Annotated in this window: 15 protein-coding genes; 7 read left to right on the forward strand and 8 right to left on the reverse strand. The window is 76.1% G+C overall.

Annotated elements, in window-relative coordinates; all coding sequences use genetic code 11:
• Nucleotides 1-15: 15 nt before the first annotated feature.
• Nucleotides 16-1,083, forward strand: coding sequence for an MBL fold metallo-hydrolase (locus GEV43_RS39420; protein WP_160825718.1), 1,068 nt, complete (start codon nucleotides 16-18; stop codon nucleotides 1,081-1,083).
• On the opposite strand, the gene GEV43_RS39425 is transcribed toward GEV43_RS39420, so the two are convergent.
• Nucleotides 1,080-2,255: a globin domain-containing protein gene (locus GEV43_RS39425; protein ID WP_160825719.1), complete on the reverse strand. Its 1,176-nt coding sequence runs from the start codon at nucleotides 2,253-2,255 to the stop codon at nucleotides 1,080-1,082. The genes GEV43_RS39420 and GEV43_RS39425 overlap by 4 nt on opposite strands.
• Before the next feature lie 628 nt (nucleotides 2,256-2,883).
• Here GEV43_RS39425 and GEV43_RS39430 point away from each other — a divergent pair.
• From GEV43_RS39430 to GEV43_RS39440, 3 genes are all read left to right on the forward strand, one after another.
• Nucleotides 2,884-3,636 carry a gamma-glutamyl-gamma-aminobutyrate hydrolase family protein gene (locus tag GEV43_RS39430; protein WP_160825720.1) on the forward strand — a complete coding sequence of 251 codons (753 nt, stop codon included), beginning with the start codon at nucleotides 2,884-2,886 and terminating at the stop codon, nucleotides 3,634-3,636.
• A gap of 211 nt (nucleotides 3,637-3,847) precedes the next feature.
• Nucleotides 3,848-4,618 (forward strand): alpha/beta hydrolase, encoded by a 771-nt coding sequence (locus tag GEV43_RS39435; protein ID WP_309240183.1) that lies wholly within the window; start codon nucleotides 3,848-3,850, stop codon nucleotides 4,616-4,618.
• Nucleotides 4,615-5,421, forward strand: coding sequence for an enoyl-CoA hydratase/isomerase family protein (locus GEV43_RS39440; RefSeq protein ID WP_160825721.1), 807 nt, complete (start codon nucleotides 4,615-4,617; stop codon nucleotides 5,419-5,421). The genes GEV43_RS39435 and GEV43_RS39440 overlap by 4 nt, the downstream gene beginning before the upstream one ends.
• Nucleotides 5,422-5,480: 59 nt before the next feature.
• Here GEV43_RS39440 and GEV43_RS39445 read toward each other — a convergent pair whose 3' ends face one another.
• Entirely contained in the window at nucleotides 5,481-5,915 is a 435-nt protein-coding gene (locus tag GEV43_RS39445; protein ID WP_160825722.1) for an SRPBCC family protein, read from the reverse strand.
• A 125-nt stretch (nucleotides 5,916-6,040) separates the two neighbouring features.
• Here GEV43_RS39445 and GEV43_RS39450 point away from each other — a divergent pair, with 125 nt between their 5' ends.
• A complete protein-coding gene (locus GEV43_RS39450; RefSeq protein WP_160825723.1) occupies nucleotides 6,041-7,576 on the forward strand; it encodes a class I adenylate-forming enzyme family protein in 1,536 nt (511 codons plus the stop codon).
• Nucleotides 7,577-7,629: 53 nt separating this feature from the next.
• Here GEV43_RS39450 and GEV43_RS39455 read toward each other — a convergent pair whose 3' ends face one another.
• The 4 genes from GEV43_RS39455 to GEV43_RS39465 form a co-directional block, all read right to left on the reverse strand.
• Nucleotides 7,630-8,811 (reverse strand): acyl-CoA dehydrogenase family protein, encoded by a 1,182-nt coding sequence (locus tag GEV43_RS39455; RefSeq protein ID WP_160825724.1) that lies wholly within the window; start codon nucleotides 8,809-8,811, stop codon nucleotides 7,630-7,632.
• A gap of 130 nt (nucleotides 8,812-8,941) precedes the next feature.
• On the reverse strand, nucleotides 8,942-10,225 hold the full coding sequence (locus GEV43_RS39460; RefSeq protein ID WP_309240184.1) for an RtcB family protein: 1,284 nt from the start codon (nucleotides 10,223-10,225) through the stop codon (nucleotides 8,942-8,944).
• Nucleotides 10,222-10,500: a hypothetical protein gene (locus GEV43_RS52365; protein ID WP_241684454.1), complete on the reverse strand. Its 279-nt coding sequence runs from the start codon at nucleotides 10,498-10,500 to the stop codon at nucleotides 10,222-10,224. Before GEV43_RS52365 ends, GEV43_RS39460 begins: the two co-directional genes overlap by 4 nt.
• A 73-nt stretch (nucleotides 10,501-10,573) precedes the next feature.
• Nucleotides 10,574-11,167: a TetR family transcriptional regulator gene (locus GEV43_RS39465; RefSeq protein WP_160825726.1), complete on the reverse strand. Its 594-nt coding sequence runs from the start codon at nucleotides 11,165-11,167 to the stop codon at nucleotides 10,574-10,576.
• Between the two features lie 59 nt (nucleotides 11,168-11,226).
• Between GEV43_RS39465 and GEV43_RS39470 the strand changes: the two genes are divergently transcribed.
• On the forward strand, nucleotides 11,227-12,042 hold the full coding sequence (locus GEV43_RS39470; RefSeq protein WP_160825727.1) for a bifunctional 2-polyprenyl-6-hydroxyphenol methylase/3-demethylubiquinol 3-O-methyltransferase UbiG: 816 nt from the start codon (nucleotides 11,227-11,229) through the stop codon (nucleotides 12,040-12,042).
• Between the two features lie 43 nt (nucleotides 12,043-12,085).
• Here the strand turns inward: GEV43_RS39470 and GEV43_RS52370 are convergent, their stop codons facing one another.
• Both GEV43_RS52370 and GEV43_RS39485 read right to left on the reverse strand, forming a co-directional pair.
• A complete protein-coding gene (locus GEV43_RS52370) occupies nucleotides 12,086-13,747 on the reverse strand; it encodes an ATP-binding cassette domain-containing protein (RefSeq protein WP_241684210.1) in 1,662 nt (553 codons plus the stop codon).
• Nucleotides 13,748-13,834: 87 nt separating this feature from the next.
• Entirely contained in the window at nucleotides 13,835-15,226 is a 1,392-nt protein-coding gene (locus tag GEV43_RS39485; protein ID WP_160825728.1) for an FGGY-family carbohydrate kinase, read from the reverse strand.
• Between the two features lie 52 nt (nucleotides 15,227-15,278).
• Between GEV43_RS39485 and GEV43_RS39490 the strand changes: the two genes are divergently transcribed.
• Nucleotides 15,279-16,280, forward strand: coding sequence for an NAD(P)-dependent oxidoreductase (locus GEV43_RS39490; RefSeq protein WP_302931358.1), 1,002 nt, complete (start codon nucleotides 15,279-15,281; stop codon nucleotides 16,278-16,280).
• The last annotated feature ends 82 nt before the right edge of the window (nucleotides 16,281-16,362 follow it).

Genomic DNA, 16,362 nt, shown 5'->3' on the forward strand with positions numbered 1-16,362 from the left:
CGTCCCGGAGGGCCGATGAAGATCACCGGCATCGTGCAGCACCAGGCGTGGCGGGACAAGGTCCTGCCGCCCGTCGAGCTGGTGCGCCCGGGGCTCTGGTCGATCCCCGTGCCGCTGCCCGACAACCCGCTGCGCTACGTCCTGGTGTACGGGCTGGAGCTGCCGGACGGGATCGCCATCGTGGACGCCGGATGGGACACCCCGGAGGCGTGGGACGCGCTGTGCGGGGGGCTGCGCACCGCCGGCTACGAGGTCGCCGACGTGCGCGCGGTGCTGGTCACGCACCTGCACCCCGACCACTACGGGCTGGCGGGACGGGTCCGGGAGGAGTCGGGCGCGTGGGTGGCGCTGCACCCGGCCGACGCCGGGCTGCTGCGCGAGCGCTACCGCGACTTCGACGGGCTGATCGCGGCGATCCGGCGGCAGATGGCCACGCACGGCGTGCCGGAGGAGGAGGCGGGCCCGCTCGCCGACGCGTCCCGCCGGATCCTGCCGCTCGTCCGGCACACCGACCCCGAGCTTTTGCTGGAGGACGGCGAGCAGGTCCCCCTCGGCGGCTGGAACCTGCGGACGGTGTGGACGCCCGGCCACTCGCCGGGGCACGTGTGCTTCTTCGACCCCGACCGGAGGCTGCTGCTGTCCGGCGACCACGTGCTGCCGCGGATCACGCCCGCGATCTCCGTCCACCCGCAGCAGCGGCACAACCCGCTCGCCGACTTCTACGACTCGCTCGACAAGGTCCGCGGGCTGGACGCCGAGGAGGTGCTGCCCGCGCACGAGTACCGCTTCTCCGGGCTCGCCGACCGGGTCACCGCCCTCGCCGAGCACCACACCGCCCGCCTCGACGAGATCGCGCTCCAGGTCATCAAGGCGGGCGTGGACGGCGCGACGGCCTGGGACCTCGCCCAGCGCCTGACCTGGTCGCGGCCGTGGGCGGAGATCCAGCCGTTCATGCGCCGCACGGCCATGCTGGAGACGCTCGCGCACCTGGTGATGCTCGCCTCCCAGGGCCGCGTCACCTGCCTGGACGACCTGGACCCCTGCCGCTGGCGCGCGACCCCCGTCCCGCCCGGCCACGACTAGGACCGGCGGGCCGGGAGGGACGGGCGGGACGGGCTAGAACGGCGCGGGGCGGAGCCGTTGCGCTCGGCCTCCAGCAGGTCGTGGTGGACGCGTTCGAGCGGCGTCCCGAGCTCCTGGAGGGCCTGCACCGTCCGGCGGACCATCGGGGTCGGGCCGGCGACGTAGACGTCGTGGCCGTCCCAGCCGTCGAAGCGGTCGAGCACGTCCGGCACGGCCCCGCGGACGCCCTGGAAGTCCGGGTCGTCCGACACGACGGGGACGACCCGCAGGCCCGGCCGGGCCGACTCCAGCAGCCGCAGGTCGGGCAGGTCGTACAGGTCCCGCTCGGTGCGCGCGCCGACCAGCAGGTGGACGCGGCGGTCCGCGCCGTCCGCGGCGGCCTGCTCGGCGAGGGCCTTGAGCGGCGCGAGGCCGGTGCCGCCCGCGACGAGCAGCAGGTCGCGGTCCGAGTCGGGGTCGAGGGCCATCGCGCCGAGCGCCGGGCCGAGCAGCACGGTGTCGCCCGGCCGGGTGTGCCGGACGAGCGCGCCGCTCACCCAGCCGCCCGGCACCGCCCGGACGTGCAGCCGCAGCAGGCCGTCCGGGCGCGGCGCGCCGGCGGCGGAGAACGGCCGCCACACCCGCGGCCAGCGCGCGGTCTGCACCGTGACGTACTGCCCGGCGGCGAACGGGAGCGGCCGGTCCGGCCGCAGGGTGAGGACGGCGAGGTCGTGGGTGCGGCGCTCGTGCGCGGCGACCTCGGCGACCCACCAGGGCGGGGCGTGCGCCCCGTCCCGTTCGGCGGCGGCGGTCATGAGGTCGGCGGCCCTGCGGTACGCGGCGGTCCAGGCGGCCTCCGTCTCGGGGTTCCAGTCGTCGCTGAATTCGCGCAGCGTCGCGATGAGCGCGGAGCCGAGGGCGGGATAGTGCTCGCGCCGCACGCCGTATTTGCGATGGGCGCGGCCCAGCCCGCCGAGCCGCCCGGCGAGCGACTCGGGACTGTCCAGACTCCACACGATCTCGGTGAGGGCGTGGAGGAGCCGGTCGCGCTGGGCGTCCATCGCGGGCGGGAACAGCGCGCGCAGCCGCGGATTCTCCGCGAAAAGGCGTCCGTAGAAATAGTGGACGGCCTTATCCGCGACCGGTTCGATGCTCGCGAAACTCTCTTTGATGATTCGGGGTTCCAATGACATGCGCCAAGCTCCCCTGGCTTTTGTCGCCCGGCCCCGATGTTCCCCGGCGGTCTCCTTGCGCCCTCGGATGCCCGACTGGCTGAGATTCTCGCATTCAAAGCCCCTGGTACTCAACCGGTTCGCCGCAACCTCGACGTCCGAGTGCGAAGCGTAATCAAGTTATTATTCTCCGTAATCACGCACGCTCGGCCGGTCGGCGGGCATACTGATCGGTATCCGGCGATCGGCTCGGAGCGATGTCGGTGATGCGGCGAATTGCCCTGCGGAAATGCGCGGGCCGGATGGGTCCGGGCGTCCTTGACGCGCCGCGGACGCGTGGGTAAGCCTGGGAGGATAAAGCTCAACCTTGGGAGGAGGATTCTCCTTTCTCCACCGGATCACCGCCCGCGTCCGGCGGGCGCGGCCGGACCGGCCGCCGCATTTCATGATCGTTTCAACCGGCGGGCCGGACCGGTCCGCCCTCCCGGCCTGCGGAGATCCGGGGCCCGCGGCAGGCCGGCCGCGATGAGGCCGGGGGTGGGGCGGTCCGAAAAGCCGGGTCATGCGCAATGATGACCCCGCATAGGTGGTGAATCACCGCACATCGGTACCGAGCCGTGGCCAGTGCTCACCAGAGGGGAAACCACGCATGCCAGAGGCGATCCGCGGGGCTCCGGGCCCCCACGCCGCCGACCGCGGCGCGCCGCCGCTGATCGGCGTCACGACGTACCTGGAGCCGGCCCGCTGGGGAGCGTGGGTGCGCGAGGCCGCGCTGCTGCCGGCCCCGTACCTGCGCTCGGTCGAACGGGCCGGAGGCGTTCCGGTCATGCTGCCGCCCACCGCCGGGCTGCGCGGGCTCGGCGCGCTGGTCGCCGGGCTGGACGGCGTCGTCCTCGCCGGGGGAGGCGACCTGGACCCCGAGCTGTACGGCGCGGAGCGGCACCCCGAGACCGGCCCGCCGCAGCCGCAGCGCGACCGGTTCGAGCTCGCGCTCGTCCGCGCGGTGATCGACGCCGACCTGCCGTTCCTGGCGATCTGCCGGGGCATGCAGGTGCTGAACGTCGCGCGCGGCGGCGCCCTGATCCAGCACCTGCCCGAGGCGCTCGGGCACGAGGGCCACGCCCCGGCCATCGGGATGGTCGGCTCGCACCGCGTCCAGATCAGCGCGACCAGCGCGATCGGCAAGATCCTCGGCGACGCCGCCGAGGTGCCCACCTACCACCACCAGGCCGTCAGCCGCCTCGGCAAGGGGCTCTCGCCCGTCGCCTGGGCCGACGACCAGGTCGTCGAGGCCGTCGAGCTCCAGGGCCACCGGTTCGGCCTCGCCGTCCAGTGGCACCCGGAGGAGGGCGACGACAAGCGCCTCTTCGAGGCCCTCGTCGCCGAGGCGTCCGGCCGCTGACCCGGAGGCCGCCCGTGCCCCTGCACCCGCAGACCGTTCGCTTCCTCGACCTGCTCGCCTCCTGGACGGCCCTGGAGGACGACCCCGCGCCCGGCCCGGAACAGCAGCCGCCGATCGAGGAGATGCGGGAACGGATCGGAGCGGTGTTCCCCGTCGTCCAGCGCGAGCTGGCCCACGTCTCGGACCTGGAGATCGCGGGTCCGGGGGACCCGTGCCGGTCCGGCTCTACCGGCCCGAGCCGCTCGGCGGCCCGGCGCTGCCCGCGCTGGTGTACCTGCACGGCGGCGGGTGGGTGCTCGGCGGCGTCGACAACGTCGACGCGGCCTGCCGCGACCTGGCCGCCGAGGCCGGCTGCGCGGTGCTGAACGTGGGGTACCGGCTGGCGCCCGAGCACCCCTTCCCCGCCGCCGTGGACGACGCGTGGGCGGCCGTGCGGTCCGTCGTGCGCGAGCCCGCCCTGTACGGCGCCGACCCCGGGGCCGTGGCGGTCGCGGGCGACAGCGCGGGCGGCAACCTCGCCGCGGTGACCGCGATCCTGGCGCGCGACCGGGGGCTGCGGCTCGCGCACCAGCTCCTCGTCTACCCCGTCACCGACACGGCGATGGACACCGCGAGCTGGGCCGCGTACGGGACCGGGTACGGCCTGGACGCCGGCGCCATGGCCAGGTTCGCGGACCTGTACCGGGGGACCGCCGACCCGGACGACCCGCGGCTCGCCCCGCTGCGCGCGCCCGACCTGGCCGGGCTCGCCCCGGCGACCGTCATCACGGCCGAGTACGACATCCTGCGCGACGAGGGCGAGGCGTACGCGCGCCGCCTCGCCGCGTCCGGGGTCCCCGTCGAGCTGCGCCGGTACGAGGGCGTGGTGCACTCGTTCTTCCTGCTGCCGGAGATCTTCGACGCCGGCGGCGAGGCGATGAAGTACGCCGTGCAACGATTGGTCGCGGCATTCGGCACACGGCCCCGGGAGGGCGGCGCATGAACGAGACCGGCGACCCGCGGTACGACGCGTACGAGCGGCTGAGGATCGACCGGCCGGCGCCGCGCGTGCTGCGGGTGACGATCAGCACGCCCGGCCGGCTGAACGCCGTGGACACCACGGGCCACCGGGAGCTGGCCGACATCTGGCGGGACGTGGACGCCGACCCCGAGGTGCGCGCGGTGGTCGTGCGCGGCGAGGGCGAGGCGTTCTCGGCGGGCGGCGACCTGTCGATGATCGAGGAGATGATGGACGACCACGCGGTGCGCGCCCGCGTGCTGCGCGAGGCCCGCGCGATCGTGATGAACGTGCTCGACTGCTCCAAGCCCGTCGTCAGCGCGATCCAGGGCCCGGCGGTCGGGGCCGGGCTCGCGGTCGCGCTGCTCGCCGACATCTCGGTCGCGGGCCGTTCGGCGAAGATCATCGACGGGCACACCCGGCTCGGCGTCGCGGCCGGCGACCACGCCGCGATCGTGTGGCCGCTGCTGTGCGGGCTCGCCAAGGCCAAGTACTACCTGCTGCTCTGCGACAGCCTGAGCGGGGAGGAGGCCGAGCGGATCGGGCTGGTCAGCCTGTGCGTGGACGACGGCGAGGTGCACGCGAAGGCGCTGGAGATCGCCGGACGGCTCGCCGCCGGGGCCGCCGACGCGATCTCGTTCACCAAGCACGCGCTGAACAACTGGCTGCGGCTCGCGGGCCCGTCGTTCGACGCCTCCCTCGCCCTGGAGTTCTTCGGGTTCGCGGGGCCGGACGTCCGCGAGGGCGTCGCCGCCGTCCGGGAGAAGCGCCGCCCCGAGTTCGGCTGAGGCCCCCCGCCCCGTCCGGGCCGCCCCGCCCCGGCCGGGCCGCCGGGCCCCGCCGTCCGCTAGCCGAACCGTTTGCGCAGCGCGTCCAGGCCGGGCGCGTAGATGCCGCGCGCCAGGGTCTTGCCCATGGCCCGCTCGTCGGCGGCGTCCGCCGAGAAGTCGCCCCACCACTCCACGAACGCCTGCCCGGTGTCGGTGACCGGCGCGACCCGCAGCCGCCCGCGGGCGCCGCGGATCGGCAGGGGGCATTCGAGGATCTCGTACCAGTAGGAGCGGTCGGCGTCGTCCATGCCGCTCAGCCGCTCGCGGAACACCGAGTCGCCGGGGCCGATGAGCCTGCGCACGCAGCCGACCCGGTCGGACGGGCCGCCGTCCTCGATCAGGCCGGTCTCGACACCGGGCATCCATTCGGCGAGGTTGCCGAAGTCGCGGACGTAGGACCACACCTCCTCGGCGCTGGCGTTGAGCACGGCGCTCGCGTACGACCTGGGCATGCGTTCTCCTCGGCGCTGAGGGGCGTCTCGACGCCCCCATGCTCCGCCCGCGGGTGTGATCCGGGCAACAGTCCGGGACGCTCCGGATCTTGACCCTTCCGAATCCCGTTCGGGAGGATGGCGGGATGCTGCTCGGCGACCTGGCCCACCGCGGGGCCACCCTCTGGCCGGACCGGACCGCGTTCGCGTGGGAGGGGCGCCGGCGCTCCTACCGCGAGCTGCACGAGCGCGCCGGAGCGTGGCGGCGGCTGCTGGCGGGCGGGGGAGTGGCGGCGGGCGACCGGATCGCGCTGCTGACCGTCAACGTGCCCGAGGCGATCGAGGTCGCGTTCGCGGCGTCGCGGCTCGGCGCGGTGGTCGTCCCGTTGAACGTGCGGCTCGGCCCCGCCGAGATCCGCTTCCAGGTCGAGGACGCCGGGGCGCGGCACGCCGTCGTCCACCCGGCGCTGGAGGGCCTCGCCCGCGAGAGCGGGCTGCTGGACGGCACGTTCTGGACGGTCGGCCCGGACCTGGACGCCGCGCTCGCGGACGCGGGTGGCGGCGCGGAGGCCGGCGCCGAGGCCGAGGCCGGCGCGGAGGTCGGCGCGGAGGCCGGGGCCGCCGGCCCGCCGCGCCCGGACGAGGACGCGCCGGTCATGCAGCTCTACACGTCCGGGACGACCGGGCGGCCGAAGGGGTGCCTGCTGACCAACCGGGGCTGGGTGGTCGCCGCGGCCAACGCCGTGCACGCGTTCGGGCTGACGGGCGACGACCGGCTGCTCGGCGCGCTGCCGCTGTTCCACGTCGCCGGGTACGGGGCCGCGCTCGGGCACCTCGCCGTCGGCGGCACGGTCGTCCTGCCCGCCGGGTCCTCGCCGGACGAGCTGTGGCCGGTCATCGCCGGGCACGGCGTCACCGTCGCGATCTTCCCGACCGGGACGGGCCGCGGGATGCGGCACCCGTCCGCGCCGGGGCCCCTGCGGCTGGTGTTCGGGATGGGCGCGACCGAGCGGCGGCGCACGCTGGAGGCGCTGCGCGGGCACGGCGTGGACTACCGCGGCGTCTACGGCTCGACCGAGGCGGGCAACTTCGTCACCGTCACCACGCTCGCGGACGAGCTGGCGCGGCCGGGCACCGTCGGCCGCCCGCTGCCGCCGTTCGACGTGCGCGTGGAGGGCCCCGGCGGCGAGGCCGGGCCGGGCGAGGTCGGCGAGCTGCTGGTGCGCGGGGCGAGCCTGATGGCCGGGTACGCCGGGCTGCCCGAGGCCACCGCCGAGACGCTGCGCGGCGGCTGGCTGCACACCGGCGACCTGCTGCGCCGCGACGGGGACGGGTGCTTCTACTTCGTCGACCGCGCCAAGGACATGGTCAAGACCGGCGGCGAGAACGTCTACTCCGCCGAGGTGGAACGGGTCCTCGCCGAGCATCCCGAGGTCGCCGACGTCGCGGTGGTCGGGGTGCCGGACCGGCGCTGGGGCGAGGCGGTCAAGGCCCTGGTCGTCGTACGGGGTGAGGCGGGGCCCGCCGACCTCGACGCGCACTGCCGCGAGCGGCTCGGCGGGTTCAAGCGGCCCCGCTGGTACGAGCTGGTCGAGGCGATCCCGCGCAACCACTCCGGCAAGATCCTGAAGCGGGAGCTGCGGGCCGCCCACGACCCGGACACCTCCGTCCACCTGCCCTGACGTCCCGCCGCGCCGGGCCCGGCGCGCCCCGTCCGGGCCCGGCGGCGAGGGCGTCAGTACGACTTCGGGAGGCCCAGCTCGTGCTGGGCGATGTGGGCGAGGACGAGCTCCTCGGCGACCGGGATGTTCTTGGCGATGCGCGCGTCGCGGAACATGCGGGCGACCGGGTACTCCAGCGAGTACGCCATGCCGCCGTGCGTCTGGAACGCGCGGTCGGCCGCCTGCCACGCCGCGTCCGCCGCCGTCAGCTTGGCGATGTTGGCCTCCGACCCGCAGGGCTCGCCCCGGTCCCACAGCCACGCGGCCTTGTAGGTCATCAGCCTGGCCAGCTCGACCTGCGCCTTGATCCGCGCGAGCGGGAACGCGACGGCCTGGTTGGCGCCGATCGGCCGGCCGAACGGGGCGCGCTCGCGGGCGTAGTCGCAGGCGACCTTCAGCACCAGCTCGCCGAACCCGACGCCGCTCGCGGCGGCCAGGATCCGCTCGGGGTTGAGGATGTCCCACAGCACGGCGAAGCCCTGGTCGACCGTGCCGAGGACCCGGTCGGCGGGGACGCGCACGCCGTCCAGGAAGACCATGCTGGAGGCGACGGTGTTGGTGCCGAGCTTCGGGATCGGCCGGTACGTCAGCGTGCCGTCGGCGACGGCCTGCTCGACGTCCACCAGCAGCACGGTGAACCCGGACGTGCGCGGCCTCGCCTCCGCCGCCGGGACCGTCCGGGCCACCAGCACGAGGAAGTCGGCGCGCTCCACGCCGGAGATCCAGATCTTCTGGCCGCTCACCGTGAACGCGTCGCCGTCGCGCCGGGCCTGCGTCGCGATCTCGATCGCGTTGCTGCCGGCGTCCGGCTCGGTGATCGCGAAGCACGTCTCGATCTCGCCGGACACGATCCCGGGCAGGAACGCGCGCCGCTGCTCCTCGGTGCCGTGCCGGGCGATCGTCAGGCCGCCGAACGCCGGGGTCAGCAGGTACATGAACGAGGCCGCGCCGCCCGCGCCGCCCTCGGCGAGCGCCTCCAGGGCGACCGCGAGCTCCAGCAGCCCCTGGCCCGCGCCGCCGTACTCCTCCGGGACGGCCAGGCTGTGCCAGCCGCCTTGGACCAGCTCGTTCCAGACCTCCTCGGGCCACCGCTTCTCGGCGTCGCACCGGCTCCAGTAGTCCTGGTCGTACTTCGCGGCGATCGCCCGCACGCCCTCGCGCACCGCGACCGCGCTCTCCGGCAGGTCGAAGTCCATCCGCGCCTCCTCGCCTCCTCGGCGCGCCGCCGCATCCGGACGGCGCCCAGGTCACCGTAGCCGATCGGAGTAAGTGTGCACTGACGCAGGTCCGGCCGAGCGCGGGCGGCCCGGGGCCCTGGGGGCGGGCTCAGCCCTTGACGGTGAGGAGGGGGCGCAGCTCGGCGACGGGCGAGGCGACGCCCCCGCCCCGCAGGCTCGACACCACCGGCCCGATGTCCTTGTACGCCCAGGGCGCCTCCTGCTTCAGGTCGCGGCGCCACGCGGCCATCACGTCCGAACGGCGCGCCACCACGGGATCGCGGTGGTCCAGCGGCGTCACCACCCGGAACTCGCGCAGGAACGCGTCGAGCTCGGCGTCGCTCCCGCGCGCGGACGCGCCGCGCGGCACCCGCCGGCCGGCGCCGTGGCACGCGCTGCCGAGCGTGCGCGCCTCGCCGTGCCCGCGCAGCACGAAGCTGGACGCGCCCATCGAGCCGGGCACGATGACCGGCTCGCCCCACATCGCGTACGGGCCGCCCGCGACGTCGGCGTGGCCGCCCGCCGGGGTGGCGCCCTTGCGGTGCACGGTCCGGTCGCCGTCCCGCCAGAACAGGTTGTGCGGCGCGTCGTACAGCAGCCGCGACGCGAGTTCGCCGCACTCGGCCGCGAGGCCCGCGCGCATCGTCAGCGCGAGGAAGAACCGGTTGCCGACCGCGAAGTTGGCGGCGTTGCCGAACGCGTCGAGGTAGCGGCGCCGGTCGTCCGCCGAACGCTCGTCGAACAGGAACGGCAGCAGCCCGTTGCGCGGGCGCGGCAGGCCCGCGGGCCAGTGCGCGCGCAGCCGGTCCAGCGCGGTCGCGTTGGCCTGGTGGCCGAGCGAGAGCGACCCGCTGTGCACCATCAGCACGACCGTGCCGGGGACCAGGCCCCACGCGTGCGCGGCCGCGGCGTCGTGCACCCGGTCGACGCACTGGAGCTCGGCGAAGTGGTTGCCGCCGCCGATCCCGCCGATGACGCTGTCGTGGCTGGCCTCGCCGCCCCCGCCGCCGCCCGTCCCGCCTCCCGTCCCGCGTCCTGCTCCGCCCGCGCTGCCGATCCAGTCGGCGAAGGCGTCGGCGGTCGCCGCGGGGAACGCCGAGGCGTGGACGCGGTCCACCCCGTCGTCGGCGTCGCGCGGTTCGACGCCCTGCCACGGCGTGGGGCCGGTGAGCAGCAGGCCGGGCAGCCCGTCCCGCAGGAGCGCCTCGCGCTGCGCCGGGGTGAGCGCGATCCGCCGGCCGCCCTCGAAGAACAGGTGCCGAAGCCGCCGTTCGAGCGCGTCCAGCCGGGGCCGGACGTCGTCCTCGCGCAGCGTCGTGACCTCCAGCCGCATCCCGCAGTTGACGTCGTTGCCGACGGCCTGGGGGAGCAGCGCGTGCTCGGTCTCGATCACCGTCCCGATCGGGATCCCGGCGCCCTTGTGCAGGTCGGGCGTGAGCGCGACGCGGGAGAGCCGGGGCTCGGGCCGTCGTAGCCGGGCGTGGCCTCGGCGAGCCGGCGGAGCGTGTCCGCGGTCTCCAGCACCGACAGCGCCTCGTCCACGGCGGACGGCTCCAGCGGGACGTCGGCCCCGGCGCAGATCCCGACCGGGACGTCCCGGTCGTTCGGCAGGCTGAGCCAGTGGTCGTCGTGGCGGACCAGACGGTGGTCCTGGCGTGCGGTGCTCATGAGGACACCGAACGTACGCCCCGGAACGGGCCCGCATCCACCCGATTTCGGGGGACCCGGCCGGTCTGCGCCGCTACGCGTCCGCCCGGTCGCGCGGGACGGCGGGGACGCCCAGGTAGCGGGTGACCATCCGCGCGATGAAGCCCGCGACCTGCTCGATCGGCCCGGACGGCAGCACCATGTGGCTCATCGTCATCCGCACCGCCGCGTCGGTGACCTCGGTGAGCGCCTCGCGGTCGAGCTCGGGCCACTGGGCGAGCGCGTGCTCGGCGATCCGGGCGCTCGCGGCGAACAGCACCGGCTCGGCGCGGGTGGTCAGCAGCGGCAGCATGTCGTCGCCGTCGGCGCCGGTCAGCACCACCTTGGTCAGCGGGTCGTCCGCCGAGGTCTCCAGCGTGAACCGCACCGCCGCCGTCACCGCCGAGTACAGGTCGTCGTGCTCGCACAGCACCTGGTCGATCCCGTCGAGGTACGCCTCGTTGTGCCGGACGACCACGGCCTGCGCGAGGCCCCACTTGTCGCCGAACTCGTTGTAGACGGTCTGCCGGCTGACCTTGGCCGCGTCCGCGACGTCCTGCATGCGGACGCCCCGGTAGCCGCGCTGGACGAGCAGGTCCGCGGCCGCGTCCAGCATCGCCTCGCGCAGCGAGCGGTGAGCGGTGCTCATGGGCCTCCTCCGGTGGTACGCGGGCGGCGGAGCCTCCCGCCATCATTATCATCGCCCCCATGGCCGACGAGGACTATCGAACACTGAACCGGGCCCTGTGGGACGAGCGGGTGCCGATCCATTTCGGCTCCGCGTTCTACGACGTGGAGGGCTTCCGGCAGGGCGCGATCTCCCTGCGCGGCTTCGAGCTGCGGGAGGTCGGCGACGTCGCGGGGCGGCGGATGGTCCACCTCCAGTGCCATTTCGGCCTCGACACGCTGTCGTGGGCGCGCCGGGGCGCGCTGATGACGGGCCTGGACTTCTCCGGCCCGGCCGTCGAGGCGGCCCGGCGCCTGGCGGTCGACGCCCACCTGCCCGCGCGGTTCGTCCAGGCCGACGTGTACGACGCGGTCGCCGCGCTCGGCGCCACCTACGAGATCGTCTACACCGGCCTCGGCTCGCTGGTCTGGCTGCCGGACGTCGCGCGCTGGGCCTCGGTCGTCGCCGCGCTGCTGGAGCCGGGCGGGTTCCTGTACCTGTCGGAGTTCCACCCGTTCGCCGACATCCTGGACGACGCCGAGGGGCGGATGGTCGAGTACGACTACTTCGACCGCGGCCCGCACGTCTGGGACGAGAAGGGCACCTACACGGGCGAGTGGGCCGACACCGAGCACACCCGCTCGGTCCAGTTCCAGCACGGCGTCGGCGAGGTCGTCAGCGCGCTCACCGGCGCGGGGCTGCGCGTGGAGTTCCTGCACGAGCACGACTTCACCCTCTTTCCCCGCTACGAGTCGATGGAGAGGGACGGCGCGACCTACCGGCTGCCCAAGGAGCGTCCCCGGCTGCCGCTCATGTACTCGCTGCGCGCGACCCGGCCGTCTCTGACCGCCCCCTGAGCCCTGCCCGCCCTGAGCCCTGCCTGCCTTAAGGCGGCCGCCGTCAGGCGGGCCGTGCGAGGCAGGCGTCGCGGGCGCGGAGGTCGGCGCGGACCTGGGCGGGCGGCCCCGACGCGACCACGCGTCCCGCGTCCAGCACGTACAGGACGTCGCACACGCCGAGGACCGCGTCCAGGTCGGGTTCGGCGAGCAGCACCGCGACGCCCTCTGAGGCGAGGTCGCGCAGCAGGCACTCCAGCGACCGCGACTCGGGCGCCGACAGGCCCGCCGACGGCTCGTCCAGCAGCAGCGCCCTCGGCTCGGTGGCGAGCGCGCGGGCGAGGTCGAGGAGCCGCGCCGCCCCGGCCGGGACGGTCCGGGCGGGCCGCGCCGCGTACTCGGCGATCCCGACGCGGGCGAGGAGCGCGTCGGCCGCCGCGCCCGCCGCGCCCCTGGCCGCCCGGCGCCGGCGCCGCCGGTCCCGCGCCGAACGGCCCGCAGCCTCCCGCGTCATGGCGTGAATCTCGGCGGCGACCTGCACGTTCTCGCGAACGGTCAGCGACCCGAACGCCTCCGTCCGCTGGAACGTGCGGGCCATGCCGTGCCGGGCCCGTTCGTGCGGGGCGCGCCCGGACAGGTCGGCGCCGCCGAGCCGCACGGACCCTCCGGCCGGACGGCGCGGGCCGCTGAGCGCGTCGAGGAACGTCGTCTTGCCCGCGCCGCTCGCGCCGACCAGCCCCGTCACCGTCGCCGGATGCGCCACCAGACCCGCGCCGTCCACCGCCGCCACCCCGCCGAACCGCACGGTCACCCCCGCCGCGACCAGGCCCTCGCCGCCGGACGGGTCGCCCACGCGCACGGCCCGCCTCCGGCGCAGCCACGCGAGCGCGGCGCCGCCGATCGCCGCGCCCGTCACCGACGTCGCGCCGCAGGCGACGGCGAGCAGGAGCAGCGCCAGGCCGCCGAGGGCGGAGAAGCCGCTCGCGGACACGTTCCCCCGCAGCCCGCCCAGCAGCGCACCGGCCAGGCCCGCGATGCCCGCCGCGACCGCGAACAGCGCGACGCGGGCGAGCCGGACGTTCAGGCCGAGCGCGGCGCACGCGGCGGGGCTGTCGCGCAGCGCGAGGACCAGCCGCCCGTACGGGCCGCGCCGCAGCGCCGCCAGCGCCGTCCCGACCACCGCGAACACCACCGCCGACAGCACCAGGTAGCCGCGTTCGGAGCCGAGCCGCAGGCCCGCGACGGAGAGCCCGTGCGCCTCCAGCGCCCCGTCGCGGCCGAACGCGAGGCCCGTCCGGAAGACGGCCGCCTCCATGAGGGCCCCGAACGCCAGCGTCGCGAACGCGAGGCGGAGGCCGTTCAGGCGCGGCGCGGCCGGCGCGGCCAGCGCACCGGCGACCGCCGCCGCGCCGGACGCCGCGACGAGCGCCGCAGGCGACCCGCCGCCCATCCGCGCCGCCGCGACCGCGCCGACCCCGGCGACGCCGAGCTGGGCGAGGGAGATCTGGCCGCCGCACCCGGTGAGCAGCACCGTCGAGAGGGCCACGATCCCGAAGACCAGCCCGAGCGCGACGACGCGCACCTGCCCGGCGGGCAGCGCCGCCGCGAGCGCGCCCGCCGCCGCCACGACCCCGGCGGCCCCGGCCAGCGCACGGCCCGGCCCCGCCGCGGTCCGCGAGAGCGGCGGCGCCGCGCGCGGCCGGACACGGCTGAGCAGAGGGCGCATCGCACCTCCAGGCATGGGCCCGTCCCGGTGCGCGGTGATCGGTGTGGCGAAGATCACCGGCGGGCCATCACGATACTGACGCGCCCGTCACGGATCAATGGGCCCGGACCGCGCCGCCGCGGCGTGCGCGGAGAGCTCCCGGAAGCGCGCGTAACGGGCCGCGCACGCCTCCGTCCAAGCCGGTCTCGGGCGGACGACACGGCCCGGCCGGTACCACCGGCGGGCGTCCGGGACGGACGTCTCCAGGCCCGCCGCCATCCGCGCCAGCCACGCCGTCCCGTACGCCGCGCCCTCCGGCACGGCGGCGCACTCGACCACCGCGCCCGTGCACTCGGCGAGCGCCCGCGTCCACTCCCCGTCGCGCGCGCCGCCGCCGCTGACGACCACGCGGCGCGGCGTCCGGCACCCGGCGAGGTCGAGGTGGTGCCGCACGACGAACCCGGCCGCCTCGTACGCGGCGCGGCGCAGCGCCGCCGGGCCGTGCGTCAGGTCCAGGTCGTGCAGCGACGCGCGCAGGCCCGGGTCGTGCAGCGGGCTCCGCTCGCCCGCCGCGTACGGCAGCCAGACCGGCACCCCGCCCGGCTCCGGCCCGCCGCGCCCTGCGTCCCCGGCGCCCCCGGCGCTCCCGGCGTCCGCGAGCAGGCGCCGGGCCCAGCCGAGGAACAGCCCGCCCGCGTTGCTCGGCCCGCCCAGCAGGCAGCGGTCCCCCGACGGGTGCGGAACGGCCCACAGGCCCGGCGCGGCGGGCGGCGGCGACGCGGTCACGGCCCAGGTGACCAGGGTCGTGCCGCAGATGACGAACGCCTCGCCGGGCTCGGACACGTCCACCGCGAGGTGCTCGGCGAGCACGTCCGCGCCCGCGCCCGTGACGACGGTGTCGCCGATCCGGCCGACGGCCAGGCCGGGCTGCGGGGCGACGGCGGGGACCTGCTTCTCGTCGAGGCCGAGGCCGGCGAGCCGGTCGGGGTCCCAGCGGACGCCGTCGAACACCGGGTAGAACGCCATCGCGGCGAACACGTCCAGCACCGGCTCGGCGCCGAGCGCCGCCATCGCGTACGCCTGCGCGGGCAGGTAGGCGTGCGCGCGCGGCCAGCCGCGCGCCGCCCAGCTCAGCAGCGTCTCGCCCTCGCGGGAGTCGAGCGGCGTGACCGCCCGCGCGCCGCTCCTCGCCCGCGCGTCGCCGTACAGCGGCGCGGGCGACAGCGGGCGCGTGCGGCCGTCCACCGCCACGACGGACGGCAGCATCCCCGTCACGCCGAGGCCGCGCGGGTCGCGGCCCGCGCTCCCGAGGGCGCGCAGCGCGGCGCGCGGCCCCTCGCCCCACGCCCGCTCCGGGTCGTGCTCGAACCCGCCGCCCGCGCCGACGCGCAGCTCGTGCGGGACCCGCGCGCGGGCGCGCACCAGGCCGTCGGCGTCCACCGCGACGGCCTTGACCGCCGTGGTCCCGATGTCGAGACCGACCGTGATCTCGGTTGCCATCCGCTCCTCCGGGTACGGCCATGATCGATCTTTCGCAGCCCAGGGAGGACCGTTGAGCCGACCGGCCAGGCCGCGCGCCCTCGTGCTCGCGCCGATGCGCGGACCCGGCCGGGACCGGCTGTGGAGCCTCGCGGACGTGGTGTACGACCCCGGGGCCGAGCACCGGCCGTTCCGGCTGCTGTCGGCCGCCGACCTGGCGCGCAGGCTCGACGAGACGGGCGCGACGATCCTGGTCACCGAGGCCGACGAGGTCGCCGGTCCCGTGTTCGATCGTCCCCTGCGGGCGGTCGCGGCAACCCGGGGCGCGCCGACCAACGTGGACGTGGCCGCGGCGACCGCGCGCGGCGTCCCCGTCCTGCACACCCCGGCGCGCAACGCCGACGCCGTCGCGGAGCTGACCGTGGGCCTGCTGCTCGCCGTCACGCGCGGGATCGCGACCGCCGACCGCGAGGTCAGGGAGGGCACCGCGTACGCCGGCGGGGTCCTGCCGTACCAGCGGCACCGGGCCTGGCAGCTCGCGGGACGCACGTGCGGCCTGGTCGGGCTCGGCGCGGTCGGGCGCGCGGTGCGGTGGCGGATGGAGGGGCTCGGGATGCGCGTCATCGCGTCCGACCCGTACGCCCCCGAGGCGCGACACCGGCTGCCCGAGCTGCTCGCCGCCGCCGACGTCGTGTCGGTGCACGCCGCGCTCGGCCCCGCGACGCGCGGGATGATCGGCGAACGGCAGTTCGCCGCGATGCGCGAGGGCGCCGTCTACCTCAACACCGCGCGGGCCGAGCTGCACGACACCGGCGCGCTCGTCGCCGCCCTGGAGGCGGGACGGCTCGCGGGCGCGGGCCTCGACCACTTCGAGGGGGAGTGGCTCGACCCGGCGGCCCGGCTCGCGGCGCTGCCGAACGTGGTGCTGACCCCGCACATCGGCGGCGCGACGTTCGACGTCGAGGCCAACCACGCGGCGATGGTCGCCGAGGGCGTCGAACGGCTGCTGAGGGGCGAGCGGCCGGCCCACTGCGCCAACCCCGAGGTGCTGGAACGCTCCGTCCCGGCGCCCTGATCACGGTTCGGTTGCGGACCGGCAAGGGTGACTTGTACCACATAACGGGCGTTTCATAAGTTCGCGGCGAACAGGGCGCCCC

Origin of the sequence: Actinomadura sp. J1-007, from assembly GCF_009793335.1 — a bacterium.
GTDB lineage: Bacteria > Actinomycetota > Actinomycetes > Streptosporangiales > Streptosporangiaceae > Spirillospora > Spirillospora yumaensis.